Source organism: Anoxynatronum buryatiense, from assembly GCF_900182905.1.
Lineage (GTDB): Bacteria > Bacillota > Clostridia > Peptostreptococcales > Tindalliaceae > Anoxynatronum > Anoxynatronum buryatiense.
In genome coordinates this window covers 15513-39068 of record NZ_FXUF01000007.1, presented here as the reverse complement: position 1 = coordinate 39068, position 23556 = coordinate 15513, and the positions used below count along the sequence as shown (strand labels likewise).

The 23556-nt window shown below is 49.3% G+C and carries 25 protein-coding genes; 23 read left to right on the top strand and 2 right to left on the bottom strand.

Annotated elements, in window-relative coordinates:
* Window positions 1-37 precede the first annotated feature (37 nt).
* From QOL74_RS10145 to QOL74_RS10045, 21 genes are all read left to right on the top strand, one after another.
* The gene (locus QOL74_RS10145; RefSeq protein ID WP_283409363.1) at window positions 38-313 is read left to right on the top strand and encodes a hypothetical protein; all 276 of its coding nucleotides are present in this window, start codon (window positions 38-40) and stop codon (window positions 311-313) included.
* A gap of 104 nt (window positions 314-417) precedes the next feature.
* Entirely contained in the window at window positions 418-1752 is a 1335-nt protein-coding gene (locus QOL74_RS10140) for a hypothetical protein (protein WP_283409362.1), read from the top strand.
* 102 nt (window positions 1753-1854) lie between these two features.
* Window positions 1855-2184 (top strand): Nif11-like leader peptide family RiPP precursor, encoded by a 330-nt coding sequence (locus QOL74_RS10135; protein WP_283409361.1) that lies wholly within the window; start codon window positions 1855-1857, stop codon window positions 2182-2184.
* A gap of 310 nt (window positions 2185-2494) precedes the next feature.
* Entirely contained in the window at window positions 2495-2770 is a 276-nt protein-coding gene (locus QOL74_RS10130) for a Nif11-like leader peptide family RiPP precursor (protein ID WP_283409360.1), read from the top strand.
* An 89-nt stretch (window positions 2771-2859) separates the two neighbouring features.
* Window positions 2860-3177, top strand: coding sequence for a hypothetical protein (locus QOL74_RS10125; RefSeq protein ID WP_283409359.1), 318 nt, complete (start codon window positions 2860-2862; stop codon window positions 3175-3177).
* 72 nt (window positions 3178-3249) lie between these two features.
* Window positions 3250-4227, top strand: coding sequence for a peptide arginase family protein (locus tag QOL74_RS10120; protein ID WP_283409358.1), 978 nt, complete (start codon window positions 3250-3252; stop codon window positions 4225-4227).
* 14 nt (window positions 4228-4241) lie between these two features.
* Window positions 4242-4559: a Nif11-like leader peptide family RiPP precursor gene (locus tag QOL74_RS10115; RefSeq protein WP_283409357.1), complete on the top strand. Its 318-nt coding sequence runs from the start codon at window positions 4242-4244 to the stop codon at window positions 4557-4559.
* Between the two features lie 91 nt (window positions 4560-4650).
* Window positions 4651-4968 (top strand): hypothetical protein, encoded by a 318-nt coding sequence (locus QOL74_RS10110; protein WP_283409356.1) that lies wholly within the window; start codon window positions 4651-4653, stop codon window positions 4966-4968.
* A gap of 91 nt (window positions 4969-5059) precedes the next feature.
* The gene (locus QOL74_RS10105; RefSeq protein WP_283409355.1) at window positions 5060-5338 is read left to right on the top strand and encodes a Nif11-like leader peptide family RiPP precursor; all 279 of its coding nucleotides are present in this window, start codon (window positions 5060-5062) and stop codon (window positions 5336-5338) included.
* Window positions 5339-5572: 234 nt separating this feature from the next.
* Entirely contained in the window at window positions 5573-5995 is a 423-nt protein-coding gene (locus QOL74_RS10100; protein WP_283409354.1) for a hypothetical protein, read from the top strand.
* An 87-nt stretch (window positions 5996-6082) separates the two neighbouring features.
* Window positions 6083-6355: a Nif11-like leader peptide family RiPP precursor gene (locus tag QOL74_RS10095; protein ID WP_283409353.1), complete on the top strand. Its 273-nt coding sequence runs from the start codon at window positions 6083-6085 to the stop codon at window positions 6353-6355.
* A gap of 73 nt (window positions 6356-6428) precedes the next feature.
* Complete coding sequence (locus QOL74_RS10090) at window positions 6429-6710, top strand: Nif11-like leader peptide family RiPP precursor (RefSeq protein ID WP_283409352.1); 282 nt, start codon at window positions 6429-6431, stop codon at window positions 6708-6710.
* Window positions 6711-6747: 37 nt separating this feature from the next.
* Entirely contained in the window at window positions 6748-7032 is a 285-nt protein-coding gene (locus tag QOL74_RS10085) for a Nif11-like leader peptide family RiPP precursor (protein WP_283409351.1), read from the top strand.
* 70 nt (window positions 7033-7102) lie between these two features.
* A complete protein-coding gene (locus QOL74_RS10080) occupies window positions 7103-8308 on the top strand; it encodes a radical SAM protein (RefSeq protein WP_283409350.1) in 1206 nt (401 codons plus the stop codon).
* Window positions 8309-8328: 20 nt separating this feature from the next.
* The gene (locus QOL74_RS10075) at window positions 8329-8664 is read left to right on the top strand and encodes a Nif11-like leader peptide family RiPP precursor (protein WP_283409349.1); all 336 of its coding nucleotides are present in this window, start codon (window positions 8329-8331) and stop codon (window positions 8662-8664) included.
* A 306-nt stretch (window positions 8665-8970) separates the two neighbouring features.
* Complete coding sequence (locus QOL74_RS10070) at window positions 8971-9300, top strand: hypothetical protein (protein WP_283409348.1); 330 nt, start codon at window positions 8971-8973, stop codon at window positions 9298-9300.
* A gap of 110 nt (window positions 9301-9410) precedes the next feature.
* On the top strand, window positions 9411-10166 hold the full coding sequence (locus QOL74_RS10065) for a flavodoxin family protein (protein ID WP_283409347.1): 756 nt from the start codon (window positions 9411-9413) through the stop codon (window positions 10164-10166).
* Window positions 10163-13474 (top strand): DUF4135 domain-containing protein, encoded by a 3312-nt coding sequence (locus tag QOL74_RS10060; RefSeq protein WP_283409346.1) that lies wholly within the window; start codon window positions 10163-10165, stop codon window positions 13472-13474. The genes QOL74_RS10065 and QOL74_RS10060 overlap by 4 nt, the downstream gene beginning before the upstream one ends.
* Before the next feature lie 133 nt (window positions 13475-13607).
* Window positions 13608-13946 (top strand): Nif11-like leader peptide family RiPP precursor, encoded by a 339-nt coding sequence (locus QOL74_RS10055; protein WP_283409345.1) that lies wholly within the window; start codon window positions 13608-13610, stop codon window positions 13944-13946.
* Window positions 13947-14119: 173 nt separating this feature from the next.
* Window positions 14120-14470, top strand: a complete 351-nt coding sequence (locus tag QOL74_RS10050; RefSeq protein WP_283409344.1) for a hypothetical protein — start codon at window positions 14120-14122, stop codon at window positions 14468-14470.
* Window positions 14471-14513: 43 nt separating this feature from the next.
* A complete protein-coding gene (locus QOL74_RS10045; RefSeq protein ID WP_283409343.1) occupies window positions 14514-15443 on the top strand; it encodes a ketopantoate reductase family protein in 930 nt (309 codons plus the stop codon).
* Between the two features lie 196 nt (window positions 15444-15639).
* On the opposite strand, the gene QOL74_RS10040 is transcribed toward QOL74_RS10045, so the two are convergent.
* Both QOL74_RS10040 and QOL74_RS10035 read right to left on the bottom strand, forming a co-directional pair.
* Window positions 15640-16035: a response regulator gene (locus tag QOL74_RS10040; protein ID WP_283409342.1), complete on the bottom strand. Its 396-nt coding sequence runs from the start codon at window positions 16033-16035 to the stop codon at window positions 15640-15642.
* Window positions 16032-17660 carry an Hpt domain-containing protein gene (locus tag QOL74_RS10035; protein WP_283409341.1) on the bottom strand — a complete coding sequence of 543 codons (1629 nt, stop codon included), beginning with the start codon at window positions 17658-17660 and terminating at the stop codon, window positions 16032-16034. The genes QOL74_RS10040 and QOL74_RS10035 overlap by 4 nt, the downstream gene beginning before the upstream one ends.
* Window positions 17661-17956: 296 nt before the next feature.
* On the opposite strand from QOL74_RS10035, the gene QOL74_RS10030 reads away from it, so the two are divergent.
* Entirely contained in the window at window positions 17957-21940 is a 3984-nt protein-coding gene (locus QOL74_RS10030) for an ATP-binding protein (protein ID WP_283409340.1), read from the top strand.
* Window positions 21912-23384, top strand: coding sequence for an ATP-binding response regulator (locus QOL74_RS10025; protein ID WP_283409339.1), 1473 nt, complete (start codon window positions 21912-21914; stop codon window positions 23382-23384). The genes QOL74_RS10030 and QOL74_RS10025 overlap by 29 nt, the downstream gene beginning before the upstream one ends.
* The last annotated feature ends 172 nt before the right edge of the window (window positions 23385-23556 follow it).

Below are 23556 nucleotides of genomic sequence, written 5' to 3'. Positions count from 1 at the left end.
AAGAAGGCTTCGAAGCAGAAAAAAGGAGGAAGAAGTCATGTCAGTGAAAATCTTTTTACAAACCGCTACAAAAGAACAAATACAGCAGCTGGAACAATGCAAGTCTAAAGAAGCGCTCATCGCCATGATAGATTCTTTGGGTATCACCCTGACCCCAGAGGAAACGCAGATATTGGAAGAAACCTTTAAAGGAGAAGCTATCGGCGAGCTGGATGAAGCTGATTTAGAGCAAGTAGCCGGAGGTTCGAGAATGCAGGTTCCTTCCAGCAAGCAGTTTGTGGGGAATTTTACAGATGTTAGCCGCTTATGTTAACTCTTTATAGCGGGTAACTTCCAGGGAACGTAGGTAGTGTCACTAATAGTGTCGCATACGAGTTGAATCGAGCGATGGAGAGTTGTCAGGAAAGGAGCATTTCAATGCCCGTAGACGTGGGGGATTTACTGAAAATAACTGTATCACAGGCACCGGAGAATCTGTTCTCCACAGATACGGCCAGACACATACAACGATTAAGCGAATCCTTTGCCGGTTTTCAGACCAGCGAAGTCATCGCAGAAACCAATTTAAATGACCAGGCCGGCAGAGCAGACATTTCTTTTCGCGTGTTGGCAGAAGAGGCACCTGCAATGATTCAGGCATTTTCAAGCCCCGCCTTCGACAAAATGGCAGAAGCTGACAGCTGGCAGCGACTCATAAGCTTTTGCCGTGGGTGGCCGGCAGAGGTGGCGGAAGTGTGGATTGAAATGGACCAGACCGCCTACGAACAGCCTCTTCCCCCGCCCTGCTTCTTTTACGACGGCAGCGGTGTTCACCCCCGAAGAGGCATGCACCAGCCACTGCTGCGCCCCAGCCTGTCAATGCTGCTGGATAACCCGGCTGTTGGAAAAATGGAAAACACATTACTGCACACCCTTTCTTCCCTGCCGGAAGAAGTGACGGTTTTTCAGATGGGCACCATGTTGGCCCGTCACCAGGACCGCCTGCGGCTGTTCACCGCAGAAATGAGCTGGGAACAGGCAATGACCTGGACAGAAGGCCTGCAATGGAAAGGAACTCCGCCGGATGTGGCCTCCCTCAACAACCTCACCAAGCACCATAGCGACGGCAGATTCATCCTGGATGTGGATGTGGCAGAAGAAGGCGTACACCCAAAACTGGGCATTAATTTTGGTGTGACTTCCCCCGAAAATCTCCATGCCTTTCTGGAAGAGCTCATCAAAGCAGGCCTGTGCACACAAGAAAAGAAGGAGATCCTGCTGTCATGGAAAGGAACCCGGGGGCAGTTCATGGGCAAGGAAGCAGGTTATTGCGCCCTGATCAACAGAATATCCCACTTTAAACTGACACAGCAGGAGGGCCAACCCCTCACAGCAAAGGTCTACCTGCAGACCCTGGCAGTTTCCATTAAAAAGCAGCTTCAAAAGAAACGCCTCGCCCGGGAGGCAGCGGAAAGAAATCAGGAGATGGCGAAAGGCACGGCAGCCTACCGCCACTGGCAACGCCAGACCCAGGAAAACATGAAGCAGCTAATGACAAAAGCCATGCTTGACCAGGACTTTCGCAACAGGTGTCTGAATGAAGGTGAAACTGTTTTCAGTGAAACCTTTGAAGGAGAAGTACCCACTCACTGGCGGCCCTGTTTTATTGAAACGGACACGGTAAAGACCAGCGAGACAAGCCAGAAACCCTGGGAGATCAACCTGCCGCCTTATCTGAAAAAAACCTGGCTGAACAGCAACTCCCAACAATGATGACAAAGACCAGTCCTGGGGTTTAAATATCCAAAGAGCACCAAAATCGCCATGACAGAACAACAGACATGAGACCATATAAAAAGTGAAAGGTGGATGAATATGGAAGAAAAATTGAAATTATTACAACAGAAACTGGAAGCGGATGAGCAGTTGGTTGAAAAGCTGATGCAGCAGGAAACACCGGAAGAGGTACAGGCTCTTTTAAAAGAAAACGATGTGAATTTGACCATTGAAGAAATTAATGAAATAAGAGAAGCCATACTGAAAATGCTGGACCGCATGACAGAAGGCGAATTGTCAGAAGAGGACTTGGAAGAAGTAACAGGTGGCATCTTTTTCGCTTACGGTGTATTGGCACTGTGTGGGATTTTTGTTGCTCTAGCCACTGGCACAACTGTCACCAATATGTTTACAAAAGGACGTTGGTAAAAGAGTCATAACAGTGACGTTATCCCAAATCACCACGATGGAGTAACAGCCCATAAACCTCAATAGAGTTAAACGAAGCAAATGGAGAAGTGCCAAGAAAAGAGCGTTCCAACAGCGACTATCAAATCCACCGGCCGCTGATCCTGGACATCGATTTGGATGTTTTTTCCTGCGACGGCTCTTTCAGCCCATCGGGAGGGAGAGGGAGACCACAGCCGGTATTACCTCACCTACAATTGTTTCTTGCCAGCGGAGAAGGCTGTTTGCAGACCAGGCAGCAGCCTTGTGAAAAGTGAAAGGTGGATGAAAAATGGAAGACAAATCAACCATGCTGATGAAAAAACTAAAAGAAGATCCGGTATTGGCGGAAAAACTTTTTTCTCAGGAAACCGCTGAAGAAGCCCAAACTGTGCTGGCGGCAGAAGGCATGATGTTTAACATGGAAGAAATAAAACAGCTTGCTGCGATTGTGGCAAAATCAATGGTGACCGATGAAGAGGAAATATCAGAGGAAGACCTGGATAACGTGGCAGGTGGTACGGGTTTTGAATACGGTAGTGTCGTTTTTACCAGGGGAAGTTGGTAAGCAACAGATGATGGTGTAGTCTGGCACCAAGATCGCCATGACACAACAACAGACATGAGACCATATAAAAAGTGAAAGGTGGATGAAAAATGGAAGAAAGAATGATGTTGTTAAAACAGAAACTGGAAGCGGATGAGCAGTTGGTTGAAAAGCTGATGCAGCAGGAAACATCGGAAGAGGTACAGGCTCTTTTAAAAGAAAACAACGTGGAGATGACTCTTGAAGAAATCAATACAGTGAGAGAAGCCTTGCTCAAAGCCATGGAACGCTCTGAAGAAGGGGAATTATCCGAAGAAGACCTGGAAGAAGTAACCGGTGGTGTTTTCCTCATAAGCATGATCCTTGCTTTAGTGTGTACTGCTGGTATGACTCAACTGACGATGAGTGCGAATAGAATGCGCTGGTAAAAAGCAATAAGGGACGGCGCTGGTGACGAATAAAACCTGGCTGAACAACAAATCCACACAGGGGTGATGACAATGCACCATAGGCAGAACCCGATTCCCCTCATCATCATTGAGGAACATCATCAGGCATTTACTGTTTGGCAGGAAGCTTCCGGGAGAGGCATCATTCCTCCTGCCGGCAACGCACTGCTGCACACAGACACCCATGACGATCTGGTACAAGGCGGAATCCCCACCTCCATCCATGACCTGCCGGAAGATTCCCAGGGCATCGTGGACTATACATACCAGAACCTGGGTATTGCCAATTTCATTACACCCCAGCTCTACCAGGGCCTGCTGGGAGAAATGGCCTGGTTGAAAGGGTTTGGCATTGGCAACGCATCGGACACCTGGCGCAGTGTTGTTTCCTGGAAATCCCAAGGATGCCACTTCACATCCGGTGAGGTAACACCCATGCTGCGGCGGGTGCTGGAAAACCCGGAAAGCAAGTGGGGAAACCACAGCTTTTACCGGTACATTCAGCTTCAAACCACCAGCGACTATCAAACCCACCGGCCGCTGATCCTGGACATCGATTTGGATATTTTCTCCTGCGACAATGGACTCTCGTCAGCAGAAACCCGTATTGAAATAACCGCAGAAGCTTACCGGGAGTACCAGGAAAACCCTTATCACCCCATGCGCCTGTTGCCTGCGGCGGCTCTTTCAGCCCATCGGGAGGGAGAGGGAGACCACAGCCGGTATTACCTCTCCTACGAAGAATTTCAGGAAATACCGGAGCTGTTAAAAGTATCTGAGTCTGTGATTGAACGACGCATTGGAAAACTAAAGGATTTTTTAAGCCGCAATCAATTAAAACCCCTATTAATAACCCTTTGCCGTTCCCGCATGTCCGGTTATACACCAGAGGATCAGTGGCGGCAGATTGAAACCAAGTTGCTGAAAGCGCTGAGAGAGATTTATTCTATGAAGGTAATACCACTTCATTTGTTTCTTGTCAGCGAAGAAGGCTGTTTGCAGACCAGGCAGCAGCCTGGCGAAAAGTGAAAGGTGGATGAAAAATGGAAGAAAGAATGATGTTGTTAAAACAGAAACTGGAAGCGGATGAGCAGTTGGTTGAAAAGCTGATGCAGCAGGAAACACCGGAAGAGGTACAGGCTCTTTTAAAAGAAAACGGCGTGGATTTGACCATTGAAGAAATTAATACAGTGAGGGAAGCCTTGCTCAAAGCCATGGAACGCTCTGAAGAAGGGGAATTATCCGAAGAAGATCTGGAAGAAGTGACCGGTGGTGTTTTCCTCATAAGCATGATCCTTGCTATAGCGTGTGCTGCTGGTTTGACTCAACTGACGATGAGTGCGAATGGAAAGCGCTGGTAAAAAGTAACTGCCGATTAAATCATCAGCCCTTAAATGGCGATGAAGGAGTACCAGACATGTGTTGATACAAAAGGTGAAAGGTGGATGAAAAATGGAAGATAAAATGATGTTGTTAAAACAGAAACTGGAAGCGGATGAAAAGCTGGCTGAAAAGCTGTTTCAGCTGGAAACAGCGGAAGAGGTACAGGTTCTTCTAAAAGATAACGATGTGGAGATGACTCTTGAAGAAATCAATACAGTGAGGGAAGCCTTGATCAAAGCCATGGAACGCTCTGAAGAAAGCGAATTATCCGAAGAAGATCTGGAAGAAGTAACAGGCGGGTTTTTCTGGATGCTGGGGCTTGCCCTTGCATTAATGGCGGTCGGATCCACTGCATACGTTACAGAAGCAAAGGGAAAGCGCTGGTAAAAAGTAACTGCCGATTAAATCATCAGCCCTTAAATGGCGATGAAGGAGTACCAGACATGTGTTGATACAAAAGGTGAAAGGTGGATGAAAAATGGAAGATAAAATGATGTTGTTAAAACAGAAACTGGAAGCGGATGAAAAGCTGGCTGAAAAGCTGTTTCAGCTGGAAACAGCGGAAGAGGTACAGGCTTTGTTGAAAGAAAACGGATTTGACATGACGATTGAAGAAATAAATGCAGCAAGGGAAGCATTAATTACATCCATCACACCCTCAGAAACAGGCGAATTGTCTGAAGAGAACCTGGATAGAGTGGCTGGCGGATCCACAGGGGATGTACCAAGGAGAAGAATGATTCATATACCATGGTAGAAGGGCAACCTTCAACACACCACAACAAAAGAGTATGAAATGATCTCATTAAATAAAGGAGACCTGAGAGAGGAAAACCATAGGGCGTTCGGAAAAGAACATGTTGGCGGCATACCGGATGCCGGGAGGTCAATTCAGCTATTTGCGTCTCCTTCAGCTGAATCAACTGGGGCAGTGGCTGGAAATAGGGGAGTCCAATCCCCTGGTGCAGCGACTGATAAGCTGGCAGCCTACTTGAAAGAGCGCCGTCGCCAAAAAGACAGCATGCCAGGAGGAGCTGAACTGGGTGGTGATTTTATTCCCTATTTAGCAGACTCCATATTTGTACTATTTCTGACTACCCTGCTCATCAAAGAACCTGTGGCCATTATTAAGAATTCATTAATCGAAATGGCCGGCGGAACTTTGCAAGATCATGATAAACGTAGCTATTTCGAAGAAGTGGTGCATCAAAATATGCCAACACACATCTTAGTGGAAGACGTGTTTATCAGTAAAAATGGCAGCCAGTATATCATTCTGGTATACATTACAACCTATCAACCCAGTTACCTGAAAAAAGAGATCATTGACACAAAAAATCAAATTGCCCGGATCCTTCAAAAAGACCATCCCCACCTGTCTCTTGAAATGATACCAGAAGGCAAGGCCGTTTAGTGACAGAGAATCAGGCTGGGTACCGGGACCAAGGTAGTGTAACATCTTAGTTGTTAACCAAAACACAAGTAGAAAGGGGGCTGAAAAATGGAAGACAAATCAACCATGCTGATGAAAAAACTGAAAGAAGATCCGGTATTGGCGGAAAAACTTTTTTCTCAGGAAACCGCTGAAGAAGCTCAAACTGTGTTGGCGGCAGAAGGCATGATATTTGATATGGAAGAAATAAAACAACTTGAGGCGACTGTGGCAAAATTCATGGTGACCGATGAAGCGGAACTATCAAAGGAAGACCTGGATAATGTGGCAGGTGGTACGGGTTTTGGATCTGGTAGAGAACACCCCGTTGGAAGGTGGTAAGCAACAAATGCGGGTGTAGTCTGGCACCAAGAACAGACATGAGACCATATAAAAAGTGAAAGGTGGATGAAGAATGGAAGAAAAATTGAAATGGTTATTTCGAAAGCTGGAAGCCGAAGAGCAGTTGGCTGAAAAGCTGTTCCAGCAGGAAACCCCGGAAGAGGTACAGGTTTTATTAAAGGAAAACAGCCTGGAGATGACCATTGAAGAAATTATTGCAGCAAGGGATATTTTGAACAGAACTGTCGCGCCTTCAGAAGCAGGCGAATTATCTGAGGAGGACCTGGATAACGTGGCTGGGGGATATCGGGGACATAAGTCACCGAAGACACCTGGATATTATATCATATGGTAAAAAGGCAGCCATCATAAGAAGTGAAAGGTGGATGAATATGGAAGATAAATTGAGATTGTTACAACAGAAACTGGAAGCGGATGAGCAGTTGGCTGAAAAGTTGTTCCAGCTGGAAACGCCGGAAGAGGTACAGGTTTTTCTAAAAGAAAACGATGTGGAGATGACCATTGAAGAAATAAATGCAGCAAGGGAAGCATTGATCACATCCATCACACCCTCAGAAACAGGCGAACTATCTGAAGAGAACCTGGATAGAGTGGCTGGCGGATCAATGGGGGAGGGACCAAGGAGAATAAGAATGAGGATGCATCTAACATGGTAGAAGGGCAACCTTCAACACACCACGACAAAAGAGCGCGAAATGATCTCATTAAGAAAAGGAGACCTGAGAGATGAATACCATATGGCGTTCGGAAAAGAACATGTTGGCGGCATACCGGATGCCGGGAGGTCACTGCATTTATGTACAGGCCCTTCAGCTGAATCAACTGGGGCAGTGGCTGGAAACAGGTGAGTCCAATCCCCTGGTGCAGCGACTGATAGATGATTTTGGACTGCCGGAAAACCCCTCCCAGGAGGAACGTCTCCACTATATAACACTCATTGAGGCCACGAGAACTGTTTCACCACCCCAACGCTCTATGACAGCACCGGAAGTCATCAACCTGGAACTGACCACCCGGTGCCCCCTTCGCTGCCCCCAGTGCTATTGCACCCTGGAGAATGGAAGAGACCTGAATCCGGAAACAGCGGAAAAAGCCCTGGAGGAAGCAGCGGCGATGAAGGTGCCCAACATCAACCTGAGTGGCGGCGAAACCCTGGCCTACCCCCATCTGGACCGGCTGCTGCGAAAGATCCGGGCCCTGGGAATGATTTCATCCATTGCCATCAGTGGCTGGGGATTTGACCGGGAACGCTTGCGCCAGCTGAAAGCCGCAGGTGTTGATGATGTGTATGTGTCGCTGAACGGATCCACTGAGGCAGTGAACCGGTTATCACGGGAAGGTTATCATGAAGCGATGAATGCCCTTCGGTTGCTTCAAGAAGATGGTGAAACCAAAGCCTACATCAATTGGGTGGCACGGGAAGACAACATCGCCGATTTTCCTGACCTGGTGAAACTGGCAGAAGCTCATGACATGGATGGCGTGGTGATTCTGGAAACAAAACCGGATGCGACCATGAGCATCCAGGCACCCATCAAAAAAGAGAGTCTCCTGCAGCTGGCAGCCTATTTGAAAGAGTGCCGTCGCCAGAAAGACAGCATGCCAGTGCTGGTGGAGCCCTGTTTTTCCCCTTTGAGAGCAGAACTTGGAAAATCATTTTTCTTCAACCATAACCAGGGGATTCACAGAGGATGTGGTGCCGGAAGAAACGGAGCGGCACTCGATGTGGACGGCAACTGGACTCCCTGCCGCCATGTGATGACACCAGAGCCGTACCCCAGTCTACAAGCATACTGGCTACATTCACCCATTCTAAAAGGGTTACGGGAACACGAAGAAAACCGGGACGCCAGTTGTGAAGCCTGTGAACTGAAGGCAAACTGCCTGCCATGCCGTGCCGCAGGGCATGGCTATCAATGCTCATTAGTATAAAAAACTAAGGAGATGAAGTCATGGAAGAGAAAATGAAAAAGCTGGGAGAAATGATGGAAGCAGATGAGGTTTTTGCAAAAGAACTGTATATGCAGGAAACGGCTGAAGAGGTACAGGTACTGTTGAAAGAAAAAGGGCTGGAGTTTACGCTGGAAGAACTCAAACAGGTATATGAAGCAACCTTGAAAGCACTGGAAGCAGAGGCTGTCGGTCATGAACTGTCGGAGAATGACATGGAAGAAGTGGCAGGCGGATATATCCCTCCGTATCAGAAGCCCGACAGCTACTCCATGATAAATAGAAAGCCGCTCATAAATGAACTGACAGCAGCAGGTGACGTTAGAGGCAGGTGGTAGAACACTGATCATCACCCGGGAGCAAAGAAAAGGCTCCCACCCCTGTCTGGCAAATTAACAGGTGGATCGAATTGGTCGGGGTTCTTCGGAAGATCACAATATAGATAATCAGAAGATAATGAGACAAGCAATTTTGGAAGCATTGAAAAAAGTGATGCTGCTTCTCAGGTGAAGGGATCCTCCAGAGGAGAATGCACTTCAGAGGAACCTTGCTCATGATCGGAGGTGGTGACGGCTCCAACGGGCGATGACCGGCGACAGACAGGCTGCCGGAAAAAGGAAAGCATAACGAGAGGAGATGGACTAATGGAAGAGAAAATGAAAAAGCTGAGATCGTTAATGGAAGCAGATGAGGTTTTTGCAAAGGAACTGTATATGAAAGAAACCGCTGAAGAGGCACAGGTCCTGTTGAAAGAAAAGGGGCTGGAGTTTACACTGGAAGAACTCAAACAGGTATATGAAGCAACCTTGAAAGCACTGGAAGCACAGGCCGCTGGAAAAGAACTGTCAGAGAGTGAATTGGAAGAAGTGGCAGGTGGCTTTGGGTTTACTAACCAGGGGTTAATACCTATCACTCAGGTGACGGTAACGATCGGCGGACAACCGACTGTTAAACCCGGCAAAGGCGGTTGGTAGCAACAAATATGCCAATCAGTCATACTGAAAAAGAGCCAAAAGCCATGCTTCTGGCTCTTTTCAAGAGCAAGGCCAGTCCTTAACCTGTCGGCCCATGAAGGGGTGAAGCTGTGAAAAAAATAGTTTCGTACATAGGCAGTCACCGGGGACAGAAGTCAGGCACTGCGCAGCTGGCAGAAAAGATGTGTGAAAAAGCCGGGGCCGTGTGTGACACGCAAGTTACCTGGGAGATAATGACGTCAGATCAGCTGCAATTACAGGCATGTCGTGGATGTTGTGACTGTTTCAGGACGGGAAGCTGTCTTCTGGACAGGGAAGATGATGGCGGGTTGATGAAAGAAAAACTGCTGGAGGCTGATTTTGTGATACTGGGGAGTCCTGTGTACGCCCTTCAAGTCTCCGGCCAGACAAAAACCCTGATTGACCGGCTGAGTTACTGGCTTCACCTGTTTCGCCTGGCCGGAAAACCTGGCATCGCCCTCACCACAACCTCCTCCTCCGGTGAAGCAGAAGTGCTTGGTTATTTGATTCGGGTGATGGCGTACATGGGGGTTCGGGTCGTGGGCGGGTACAGCGTATTCACCCAGTTTCCGGGAGTATTTCAGAATCCGAAGGACGTTGAAAGGAAGGCAGAGCTGGGAGGCACCGTCATCAGCCAGTATCTGTCCGGTGAAAAACGCCTTGTCTCAAACGACCGACTGGAGAATCTGTTTCACGGCATGAAAGAAAGCATCATAAGGGGCAGGGTGATGAAGCCGGCAGAATACCGGTTCTGGGAAGAACATGGCTACTTCAGCCACGAAAGCTATCAGTCCCTCATGGATGCCATTGCCGCAAACACCCATGTTCCAGGAGGTTCTCGATGAGACTGACAGAGGCAGAAATGCGAAAAATGGCGTTGAAGGCCCGGTTTATCAGGGAACGAATGAATGAAAATGAGACAGGGAAACAAAGGGAGAATTTGAAAAACAGCCGGGAACGACTGGCCCTCTGGCAAAAGAAGGCGGCAGCCAGAGGCAGTGAAACAAGCTTTCACAATCGCTTGAAAATGGACGGTCTCACCTGGGAAGAGGCCCTTCGTTTGGCGGGAGAGGTAGAAACAGGAAACGAAGAAGAAAAAGACGGCGAGGGCGAATGGCCAGGAGAGCTGCCCCCATACATGGAGACAGTTAACAGGATGTTGTCAGGGCTTTCTGTGTTGAATCCAGAAGAATGGAAGCGGGAAAGTGAAACGTTCTGGCAGTCGCACCAGAAAAGTCGAAAAGACAAAGTTCCTGACGGTAACGAAGATATGGCTGAAAACAGTGACAGGGATGATCAAGACATTGGCCGGGAACACCCGTCAGTGGCAGCGGTTCAGGCGCAAACAGGCATCACCGTGCTTTATCCGTTGGTTCGAACCCTGGAAAACCAGCTGAAGAAGTCCTGGGGACCTGATGAAGAGGCATTTTTTTCAGAAAAAGCAGTCGCTGACTGCAGCAGGCTGCTGCTGGATGCGTTTCGGAAAACCTGCAGTGCCACCCTGACGCAATGTTTCAAGATTTTTGTGCTTCGCAGGGAATCCATGAAGTACCTGCGGCAGATGAATGACACACAGCAGATACACTGCCTGCACCTCTTTGCCGATCACCTGCTGGCAGGGGGCTGGAAAGAAGTTTTCGTGGAATTTCCCGTGCTGGCAAGACTTTTGGCCATCAGTGCCCATCACTGGATCACCAACATGACGGCACTGGCGGCTCACTACCGCCAGAACCTCCCACAACTGGAGAAGACGCTGAATGAGGGACAACCCCTTGGAGCCATTCAACGCATCAGCGGCAATCTGGGAGATACCCACGACCGGGGAAAAAGCGTGGTGGTGCTCACTTGTGAATCTGGCCGTCAGCTGGTCTACAAGCCACGCAATTTGCTGATTGACAGCTGTTATACGTCGTTGCTTGATCAACTTGGTAAACGCGGCTTCCCCTACACGCTGAAAGTACCGAAAACGGTGAATGCCGGAGATCATGGCTGGGCACAGTTTGTGAAGCACACCAGCCTTGTATCCCGTGGAGAAGCGAAGGCATATTACCAGCGGATGGGAGGGTGGCTGGCCCTTGTCTACGCCATGGGGGGCTGCGATTTTCATGATGAAAATGTCATTGCCTGCGGTGCCCACCCGGTACTCATTGACCTGGAAACAGTGATCTCCCACGGCGTCACCATTGAACCGCAGAGCGACCAGGGCATGCAGGGAGCCTCTGTGCTGAACCTGGGATTCCTGCCAATCTGGCTGCAGGAGTCGGCGGAATCATGGGTTGACCGCAGTTCCCTGAACAGCAGCATCAGGGAAAGTGTGCCGGTTTTCAATGGCAGACGGGAGTTGGTTTTTGACCACCGGCAGGCATTCTTAGAGGGGTTCACAAAAGCATATGAATTTCTGATGAAGGAAGGCAGCGCTGCCATCTGTCAATGGGCAGAAGAAACAGTGCGGGGCAAAAAGGTGCCGGTGCGGTTTGTGATGCGCAAAACCTGGACATACGCGCAACTGCAGGCATGCCTGGCCTCCCCCCGGTGTCTGGAAGACGGCTTTCTTTATTCCGCCGAAGCCGAACGCCTGGCAGCCCCCTACCTGCTGCATTCCACTGTTGCAGAGATGACAAAAAACTGGCCGGCGTTTCAGGCAGAGTGTCGTCATCTGGAGGCGGGTGATGTGCCGATTTTCGGCGGCTATGCAGACGAGAAAGGGCTCTATGATCCCCATGATTGCCTTGTGGCCGATTATTTCACCCACACAGCCCTTCAGCGGGCAGAGCAGCATATGAAAGGGCTGAACAGGGAAGATTTAGAGCGACAGACGGCCTATATCCAGGCGTCTTTGCACATCAGGAATGAAACCACTCACACCGCAGGCACGGCAGTGCTGCGGGCAGATGAAAAACCGGTGAAACAGGGGGGTGCATCCACGGATGCACCAGATACAGTTCATACAATGGCTAAATCAAATATAGCAGCTCAAGCAGTTCAAGCAACTCCAGCAGATCAAGCAGATCAGGCAGATCAAGCGGTTTTCAAAGAAGCCTCCATGAACATCTGCCGGGAGCTGAGACGTCAAATGGAAAGAAAGAAGAGAGATTCTTCACATTCCCTTACTTATCAGTACAATTTGCGCAATCAAATCATCGAAATAGCACCCATGAGAGACACCCTGTACGATGGGCGGTTGGGGGTTGCCCTCTTAATGGCCGCCTGTTTCAGAGCCACAGGAGAGACGGAGATACACACAGAGGCACTGAAGCTGATGAATCCCTTCTGCGAAGAACTGAAGCAGTCCCTCGGAGCTGTCCCCACAGACCGGTTGCCCATGGGAACAGCCCATGGGCTGGGAGGGATGTTACTGACACTGGTGAGAGTGGGCGAATACCTGGAAGAGCCAATATTCTTTGAGACGGCTGAAAGGATGGTTCGCGGCATTCCCCATGAAGCCATCAGGAAATGCACCACCTGGAACTGGTTTGAAGGACTGACCGGGCTGGCACATGGGTTGCTGGTGGCAGCGGCATTTTTGCCTGACGGAACCGCTGATGAACTGATGGACAACTGTGTTGAAAGAATTCTGGGGGCAAAAAACCAGTGGTGGGATCCGTCAACAGTGAAAAAGGTGGGGCAGACAGCCGCCAGAGAAATTCCGGTGCTGCGTATGGGGATGGGGGCGCGAAGCGGCATCCTTCAGGTGTTGATTCGCTATAACGAAAAAAGAAACCGCCCAGAGGTGGAAGAAATCATTGGGCAAGGCATCAGGGCAGAAGCCGCCTTGCTGGAAGAACTATCCACCAAAAAAGAAGCCATTCCCCTCAGCCTGTGCAGCGGTATTGCGGGCATGGGGCTGATGTGGGCAAGCCTGGAAAAATGTGGCCGGGAAGAAATGAAACACACCGGCCGTAACAACATGAACCGCATTGCAGCAATACTTGAGCAATACCAGCCGCTTCAGACAGATGATCTGTGCTGCGGCAACAGCGGCGTGGCAGAATGGTGGCTGACAGCCGAGGGTTCAGGGAAAACATGCCGCCAGCTGCTGCGCCGCCGCCACACCCATCTCTGGAATCCTTCTTTATTTAAGGGAATGGCTGGCATTGGCTACACCCTGCTACGGGCTTCTGAGGAAAAAAGCATCCATAGTCTGTTTTTTTGAAATATAATGCGCAATCAGGTGACTTTTTAGATATAATGAAAATAGTGGAATAAGGGGTTATTCAGCAGTTACACAGATGGCCAAGGGCAATTGCCGTGCAACCATAAATGACAACAGGAAAGGTGGAAACAACATGTTGGAAAAAATGAACCAAATGCAGGCGAAAATGGAGGCAAACCCTGAACTGGTGAAAAAACTGACCCAGCAAGAAGATCCCAAAGAAGTGCAGGCAGTGCTGAAAGAAGCCGGACTGGACTTTACCGAAGAAGAAGTGGATCAATTGGGAGCGCTTATGGCACAACAAATGAAAGACATGCAGGGCGAGCTTTCAGAGGAAGATCTGGAAGTGGTTGCCGGCGGAACAGCAGAAATGAAAGTGGATTTAAACAAAGCGGCTCAGAATATATCAAAAATCCTTGTGACATCTATTGATGTGGGCAAAGCATTGCACAGCACGTTGCAACGCTGGTAGACCATCGGAACACAGAGAACTGATGTTATTTACAAGTGAGCACTCATGTGATCCCGAAAACAGCTCCCCGAGCCGTTTTCGGGATCAACCTGTTCGTGGAAAACGAAGAGTCCCTCATACAGTGAAAACGAAAATGACTACATGGATGATTGCAAAGAGGGAAGGAGAGAATGATGTCAGAAATGAAAAAATGGCTGGAACTGAAAGAAAAACTGGAAAACAGCGAAGCATTGCTCCTTACCCTGATGGAGCAGGAAAGGCCGGAAGGCGTGCAGCTGCTGCTGGAAGGGGAAGGCATGACCTTCACCCTGAAAGAAATAGAGCTGTTACGGGAGGCCCTGCTCCAGTCGGTACACTTTACAGAGGGCGAGCTTTCTGATGAAGCGTTGAACGAAGTGGGTGGCGGGTATGTGTTGTCAGGCATCAGCACACTTTTTGACCCCAGCACACGAAAGTTCGACAGCGCGTTGAACAGCCCGCAGTTTATCAGCATGGCAAAGGCAGCACTGAAAAGCAGATGGTAAAAAGAGGAAAAACATAAAAACAGATCTTATCAGAGGTGACAACATGCAACCCATTCAGGAAGTCATGGTGGTGGGCCTGGGTGCCATTGGCGGCGCCTATGCCCTGAAATTTTTCAACAAACTGGGTATTACCCTGCGGGTGCTGGCAGGCGGGGAACGGAAAAAAAGATATGAGGCACAAGGCTTTCATATCAATGACACCCCTTACCAGTTCCGGTACGCCGATCCGGCAGAACCCCAGCCAACACCGGCTCAGCTGATCATTGTGGCGGTGAAAGACTACGGCCTGCAAGAAGCCATCACAGAAATGGCTCCCTTCGTGGGCGGAGACACCCTTATCCTTTCCCTGATGAACGGCATCACCAGTGAAGAGCGGCTGGGAGAAGCTTTTGGGGCCGATAAAGTGCTTTACGGCATTTGCATGGGGCTGGACGGCTTTCGCGACGGCAATGTGATTCGCTTTCAGAGATATGGCACCATGAGCTTCGGCAAGGCCGACAACACCCAGTGGTCACCGGAGGTGGAGCGGGTGGCTTCCCTCTTTGACCAGATGGATATTGTCTACCAGGTGCCCCAAAACATGCTGTATGAGCTGTGGTACAAATTCATGGTGAACGTGGGCATTAACCAGGCATCAGCATTGGTGGGAGAAGGCTTTGGTGCCTTCCAGAAAATTTCGGAGGCCCATCAGCTGATGCAGGATGCCATGAAAGAAGTGCTTCAGATAACGCAGAAAAACGGCGTCAAGCTCACCCCTGCCGATCTGGAAAAATGGGATGCAGTGCTGGTGAACATGCCGCCGGAAAGCCGGCCGTCCATGCTCAACGATCTGGAAAGCGGCCGCCAGACAGAGGTGGAGATGCTGGCAGGAACCGTCTGCCGTCTGGGGAAGGCATTGGGAGTGCCCACCCCGGTGAACCAGGTGCTTTATCAGGCCATTCGGGCAAAGGAGCAGGTGGCAATGAAACGGTAAGGGCGGCGGCGGTCAAACACTGACCGGATGTCAACGACTGAAAGTCTTTAAAACACGTTTTTCACAGTTACCACGGCTTCATTGTGTATCCTATTTTTTTAGACATCACATTTTCTTAGACATCAAACAAAGGCGTTGAACAGGATGGAAAATCGCTGTTCAGCGCCTTTGTTTTAGGGGATCAACCCCAGCGTTTTCAAGTAATCAATCCCAGCGACTTCAGGGTATCATCCACCTGCTGCAGGGTGTAGGGCTTCATCAGATAAGCATCACAGCCAAGGGAATAGGCCTGGTGAATATTGTCGGTGTCATCAAGCGCGGTTACCATGATAACTTTCAGCTTATCCGTGTCTTTTGGTGAAAAGACCTTTTCCAGTTCCCGAATGGAACGGAGGGTGTTGAAGCCGTCCATTTGGGGCATCAAAATATCAATGCATACAAGCTGAAAAGGTTCATCCGATTGCTGTGATTCTGCATAAAGGGAGATGGCTTCGGCGCCGTTATCCACCAGCGTACAGGTGCCGTAGCGGGCCAGGTATTTGGAGAGAACGATTCTTGAAGCATCGTGGTCGTCACAAATTAAAATTCTCATGAGACTCCTCCTTCGGTTTCTGGGAAAAAGGGATGGTGGCAAAGCTGCAACAACGCTTTTTCAAGTAATTGATGTTCATATTGATATTGAACAAAGAGGGATTTCAGCGGCAGAGGCTCTGTTCCCTGGTCAATGCGCAACCGGTTTTTGCCGTCATGAATCAGCAGCGGTCTGATCTGTTTTTCTTTCAGAGTTTGAAAAATAGAGAGAATACTCTTGACTTCGCTTTCAAGCAGGCGGTTTTTGGCGCTGACATCCACCAGCAATACTTGATGCAAATCCGGGTTCAGTTCCAGTGACAGATTTTGAAGGGAGAGTAACACATGCTGTTTTTCCTCCAAATGCAGGTGTTTGATCACTACCTCATTTTTCACCAGCCGCCAGGCATCAGTGGCGGCATGCATCAACAGTGTTTTCAGGTAAGTGATGAGGGCCGGTGTTTTTGGCTGGTTGGCCGTTGTCTCCAGTTCAAAGAAATCCTTCGCCAGCTGATGAGCGTTGATCCACTGGTGATAGCGTTCATTGGATGGAAGCTGAATGATTCGGGAAGAGATTTTTATCAGGGAATAATGGATCTTTTGCCAGTGAGGTCCGGGGGTGGCCTGTTGACCGTGCCGGCTTTGCCGGGTCAGCTGTTCCAGAGAGGACAAAATACGGGCGTATTCATTGAAATAGTACTTGAAAAAAGCCCGGTCATCCTTCGTCATCCGGTACTCCTGGTAGGTCTTCCCCAGATCAATGACAAAATGGTCTTCCACATAGCCCACATCCAGTTCCCGCGACAAATGATCCCGGCTCAGATTTGAACGGTAGAGAAACACCATTTCATGGGGATTCAGAAAAGTCAACGCACCATTGGCATCCTGCAGATTCTGGGAAACAGGCAATTCGGTCATGGCCTCAATGAGTTCTCTGGAAGGATGGGTATAGATCACTACCCCGTTTTCATCCAGGCGCTTCAGAATCAGAAAACGAGTCACTGCCGTCATGGGGTTATCCGGTGAGAGAAGCATCCGAACGTAGTAGCGGTGAACAGGAACCGGAACTGGAATAGGAAGCGGATTGGAAGCGGGTGACGATGTTTCTGAAGAAATATCGGGCAGAAGCACTTCCGCTGGGGGTGCCGGCGGTTTGATGGCCGCCGGGTCGGGCAGTGAGATGGAAACTGGGGCAGCAGAAGCGTGCGGTTCTTCGGGAAAAGTGACGGGTTCCCGCAGAACACTCATTTCAAAGGATGATTCTTCTGAAATCTGCTGTAATTGTTGAATGAGATTTCGGGATTCAGAAATAAGCCGGACACTGGCGGAACCGTGAACATCCTGTTTTCGATTCTCCACCATGTGAATCAATGTATCCACCGACTGATAGCACACATCCATCAGTTCGCCGGTCAGCGTTTTTTTACCTTCCCGCGCCTGACTCAGAAGATCTTCAAGTACATGAGACAGGTCTTTGACCTCGGAAAAACCCATCATATCAGAGGAGCCTTTGACAGAATGGATGTACCGGAAGAGCCGGTCCACATGTGCCGGTTGGAAAAACTGCTGCATTTCATTAAGACATCCTTCGGCATTTTCAAGCTGTTCCATGGTTTCTTCAAAATATAGCTGGCTAATGGTATCCATAGAAAACTCCTTTCAGAAAGCAAGCCCGAAGCACATTCAACGCATACCCGAGGTGAAGACAGTTGCTATTTGTTTACCTCAAAAGCAGATAATCAAAACACTGAAAGTGATATTCCTGGCAATATGCGGGAAAAAACAATGTCAGGTGACAAAAAAGCAAGGGGATTCAGTAAAAAGCGGGCCACAACATGACGGAAAGAGCCAGTTTTTAAAAGGTGTTACTCTAAAAAAGAGGAAGGGTAGAGGTATAGCAACAATAAAAAATCAATGTTGAGACAGGCAAGGGGGAACATCTGATGACCAGTGATCATTCATGGAAGCACCGGAAAAAATCCACCGCCAGTCAACATCAGGAAAGCGAAAAACGCTGGCAATTTTCGCTGGAAGAAGCCGGTGTTGGCTTCTGGGAATGGCATGTGGCTGAAAATCGTATTCATCGGTCACCCCAGCTGCTGAAAATGTTTCAGCTGGAACCGGACGACCTGGGAGAATTACCACACACCTGGCGACAGCGCATTCATCCGGAAGACCAGCCCCGTTTTCTGGAGAATCTTCGTCTCAATCGGGAAGAAAAACGGATTTACTTTGAAGATGAATACCGGGTACAACGGAAAAACGGCAGTTATGCTTGGATTCTTGACAAGGGAAAGGTCGTTGAGACCGACGCAACCGGAAATCCCCGGCTGGTTTTCGGGTATGTGACTGACATCACCCGTCAAAAACGGGCAGAAGAAGCCCTTCGGGCAGAGCGGAATCTTTTCACCAATGGGCCTACCATTATTTTCAGGTGGAAGAATGACCCGGCCTGGCCAATGGTTGAAGTGTCGCCCAATGTGATACAGACCTTTGGATACACGCGGGAAGAGCTGCTGAAGAGTATTAAAAGCTACACGGCACTCATTCATCCCGAGGATCTGCCAAAGCTGGAACGGCAGGCTCTGAACCGTTTCAACCGGGAGAGTGACCAGAGTACCGTTTTTTATTACCGAATTCTCTCCAAATCCCAACGACCGGTGTGGGTCATGGAAACTGCTGCCAGACATTACCATTCAGAGGAAGATGCCTTCGAAATTCTGGGGTATGTGAATGACATCACTCCCCTGATCGAAGCAGAGCAATCACTGGCGGTGAAAACAGTGGAGCTGGACACCTTTTTTCAGGTAAGCCGGGAGCTGGCCTGCGTGATGGATGAAAATCGTTATTTCATAAAGGTGAACAAGGCCTGGAAAAAAATTCTGGGATATGAAGCGAAAGAACTGGTGGGCCGTCACTGCACCGCATTCATGCCATCGGATGATGAAGGCTGGAGAACCAGACTGAAGGCCCTGCAACATGAGGGTGAAAAAGTGTTTGCAGGGCATGTGAACCGGTACTGTGATACCAGTGGCAACATTCATTATATTGAATGGCAGATGACCACCCATGACGGCAAGATTTATGCATCGGGACGAGACATCACCGACCAGTTGTTTTCCATGGACCAGCTCAAAAAGACAGAAACACGACTGCGAAAAATCATGAATAACATGGAGGCTGTCGTGTTGGTGGTGGACCGGGACAGTGACGAAATTCTCTTTCTCAATCAAAAGGCAAGGCAGCTATTCGGGCCGTTGGAGGGAGAAAAAAGCACTTCAGCCATTTGGCAAAGGATGCAGCAGAACCCCTCCCTGCCGATTGGACCAGGCAAGGAGAAGACACGCGAAACCACTGCTTTTAGAGATGATCAGGGGCGATGGTATGAAGTGCGTCAGTCAGAAATCGAATGGATCGACGGGCGGCAGGTTAACCTGGTGGTCAAAATGGATATGACTGAGATGAAAGAAATTCAGGAGGCTTACCAACAAAGCGAACGCGAAAAGGAAGTTCTTCTTCAGGCCATTCCAGACAGTCTTTTTGTCAACGACCTTGAAGGAAACTGCCTGCAGCAATACTTGAAGCGGGAACCCGATCTGGCCCATTATGAAACACCCGCCCATTTAAGTCAATTTTTCAGCGATGCCTTCACCCAAACCATTCTGGAGAAATACCGGCAGGCCGTCAGAGAAAAAACCATGATGCCCCTGGAATACAGCATCGATTTTCCGGACAAAACCCGGCACTACGAAACCCGAATCGTGGCGCTGGACGATCAGCGGGTGCTGTCGGTGGAACGGGACGTCACCAGTGCCCGGGAAATGCAGGAGGCCACCCAGATGGCATTGCGCTCTGCAGAAGCGGCCAATCAGGCTAAAAGCAGATTTTTAGCCAACATGAGCCACGAAATCCGCACACCACTCAACGGAATTGTGGGAAATCTTGATTTGCTGGCCGAAACCGTCCTGAACGAAACGCAGCAAAGACATATTCATTCTGTCAATGCTTTCATCGAAATTCTGCTGCACACCGTCAACGACATTCTGGATATTTCCAAAATTGAAGCCGGGCATATGCAGTTGGAGGAAAGACCGTTTCAATTGGTGGCAGAAACACAGCAGGTGATGGAAGGCTTTGCTTCCTTTGCAAAAAATCGGAACAATCAACTGATATTTCAGGCAGAACCCTATTTGCCGGAATGGGTGATTGGCGATGTGGTTCGTTATAAGCAGGTGCTGAACAATCTGATCAGCAATGCTCTGAAATTTACCCACAAGGGAGAGGTGATCCTCTCCCTCGTCTCCACTTATCAAACCGTTGATGAAGTGGGGCTCTGTATAGATGTCGAAGATACCGGCATCGGCATTGAGGCCGACCAGCTGGAAATGCTTTTTGAGGCCTTCATTCAGGCAGACCTCTCCACCACCCGCCAGTATGGTGGAACCGGGCTGGGACTGGCCATCACCCGGCAGCTGGTGCAAATGATGAATGGTCATTTGTCGGTGGAAAGTCAACCTGGGAAAGGCAGCCGGTTTTCTGTCAGTCTGAGCCTGCTCCGGGCAGCACCTCTCCAAAAAGGAACAGAGGAAGGGGCAGGAGAAGGGGAAGGTAAAAACCGGTACAGATTCGCAGGCACGGTTCCGCCATCTCCCCCAGATGCGGCAGAACAGCAACAGGAAAAAATCAGTGATTTCAACGGCAAGGCAGCTTTCATCGCCGGCATGAGTCACGAACTGAGAACCCCACTCAACGCCATTCTGGGGATGACAGAAGCGCTGCTTGACGAGGTGTGCGGCCCCCTGACAGAAAAGCAGGTCCGTTCTCTGAAAACTATTGAAACCAGTGGAAGACATCTACTGGAAATGATCAATGAAATTTTGGATACAGCAAAAATAAGTCTGGGAAAACTCACCATTCAACAGGAGCCGGTGGCCCTGAAAACCCTCTGCGAAAGTATCATCAGAAATATTGAAGCAAAAGCGGCATCAAAAAAAGTGATTGTTGCTTTCGAATACGATGAAACCGTGAACATCATTCATGCCGACGGCCGCCGTTTGAAACAGGCGCTGCAGAACCTGTTGGCAAATGCACTGAAATTTTCTGAAACCGGCGATCACATGGGACTCACTGTTGAAAAAGACAATGTTAACAACCAACTGAAGATCATCGTGTGGGATCAGGGCATTGGGATTGCGGCAGAAGATCTCACCCTGATTTTCAACCCATTCACCCAGGTGGAAAACAGCCTGAACCGACGCTTCGAAGGTGCCGGGCTGGGATTGTCTCTGGCAAAGGGAATTATTGAACAGCACGGTGGCTCCCTCGAAGTCGAAAGCATCGCCGGAAAAGGTAGCCGGTTCATCATGCATCTCCCTCTGGAGAAAAGCGTCGCGAGAACATCTTTGAAAGATACTTGGAAAGAGACTGGTCCAGGATTTCAGGAGAACGAACCAACAGCCTCTGCTCAGGAACCCTTCAGGAGGCCGGAGGACTTCCCGCCGCCAGTCATTTTACTGGCAGAGGATCAGGAAGCCAACATTGAAACCTTTTGCCAGTATCTGGAACAGCAGCACTGGCAGTTGATGGTGGCCCGGAACGGAAAGGAAGCGGTTGAAAAAGCAATAAAGCATCTCCCCGATCTCATTCTCATGGATATGCACATGCCTGAGATGGATGGGTTTGAAGCGATTCGTCACATTCGAAACCATCCCAGGCTCGGCCAAATTCCCATCATAGCCCTCACGGCACTGGCCATGAGTAGTGACCGGGAACGGTGCCTGGCAGCCGGTGCCGATACCTACCTCTCCAAACCGGTGCGGCTGAAAGAATTGAAACAAATCATTCAATGGACACTGGAAAAAAAGGACCAGGATTTCGCCGGGAAAGGAGCCGACAGAGATGAATCGATACCGCCTGCTGATCATTGACGATGAAGCCAGCGCCCGCGAGACACTGGACACCACCCTTGACGACCAGGGTTACCGCCTTTTTTTTGCCGGCAATGGAAAAGATGCCCTGAAACGTTTGAAGGAAACGAATCCAGACCTGATTTTACTGGATGTGATGATGCCTGAAATGACCGGATATGACGTGTGCCGGCAGATTCGTTCCATCGATGGCTACCGGGAAATTCCCATTATTTTCATAACCGCTCTTGATGACCGGGATTCGCTGATTCAAGGCATTGAAGCTGGTGGAGATGACTTTGTTACAAAACCTTTTAACAGACTGGAAATTATCACCCGCATCAAAGGCATCTTAAGACTGAACCGGTATCGGAAACTGGAAGGAGAAAGGCAGCGCTTTCAATGGATGGTGCAGCATGCCGACACCGGCTATCTGGTGATCAATGATGAAGATGTGATCTTGTATGCCAATCCGGTGGGAAGAATGATGCTGAACATACCCGAAGAGAAAGAGGGGCACATGCACCAGCTGGAACCACTGCTGGAAGGCGAATTTCTGAAAAAGCCCCTGGAAGCCTGGGAACACTGGCCACAGCGATCCGACGAAAAAGAAGTTCACTATCTGGTGAAACCGGAAACCAGGGAAAGCGTTCCTCAGTGGCTGGAAGTGCACACCTATCCTCTGGCACACGAAAATCAGTGGATGCTTCAGATTCGTGACATTTCGAAAGATGTGGAACTGACCATGGAAGTGAAAAAATTCCATAGCCTGGTATCTCACAAACTGAACACGCCGCTGAACCAGGTGATCCCTTTTCTCGACCTGGCGGCCATGAGCCTGGAAGAGGGTGACCTGGCCGGTACCCGTGAAATGGTGGAAACGGCCAAAGGTGGCGCCATGACCCTTCATGAACAGATTCAACGGGTGCTGCGCACCCTGGGGGCCCGCAATATCAGCGCTGATCGGATAATGCCGGTGAATGAGCTGCCTGAAATGATTAAAACTGTCTGTCGAGAACATCAGCTGCCAGAAAATGCCCTAAACCTGACCATCAACCCTCAAACCCAATGTGCGCTGACCATTTCTGCTCAAAATCTGGAAGTGATTCTGTCAGAAATCATTCGAAATGCCATAAAACATCACCCGGAAAACCAGCCACACCTTCACATCGCCGTTATCTGTGCCGGCGATAATCAACCCTGTCGGCTGACAGTGACCGATAACGGCATTCATCTGCCGTCCAAAAGCCTGCGGATGCTCCAAAAAATGGCTCCCTATTTTCAGGGGGAAAAGTTCTTTACCGGGCAAAAATCAGGAATGGGTCTTGGGTTGACAGATGTTAAAATAATGTTGTGGAACATTGGGGGGCGGCTGTTGATCCGAAACAGAGAAGATCAACCAGGAGTCAAAATTGAAATTCACCTGCCCCCCTGTCGCGGTTGCGAAGCAGGTCATCTGGCATAATACCGAAACTGGTATCAAAGCCGCAACTGACAAATAAAGAACACTGACAAGATTTCCAAAGCTGCTCTTTACCAAATCCCCTGTCTTCATCATAGGTTGCCTGCAGTCTGAATCCCCCAGCATAACTGGTTGGGGGATTTTTAACGGATTGAAGACAGAAGATAACAGTGAT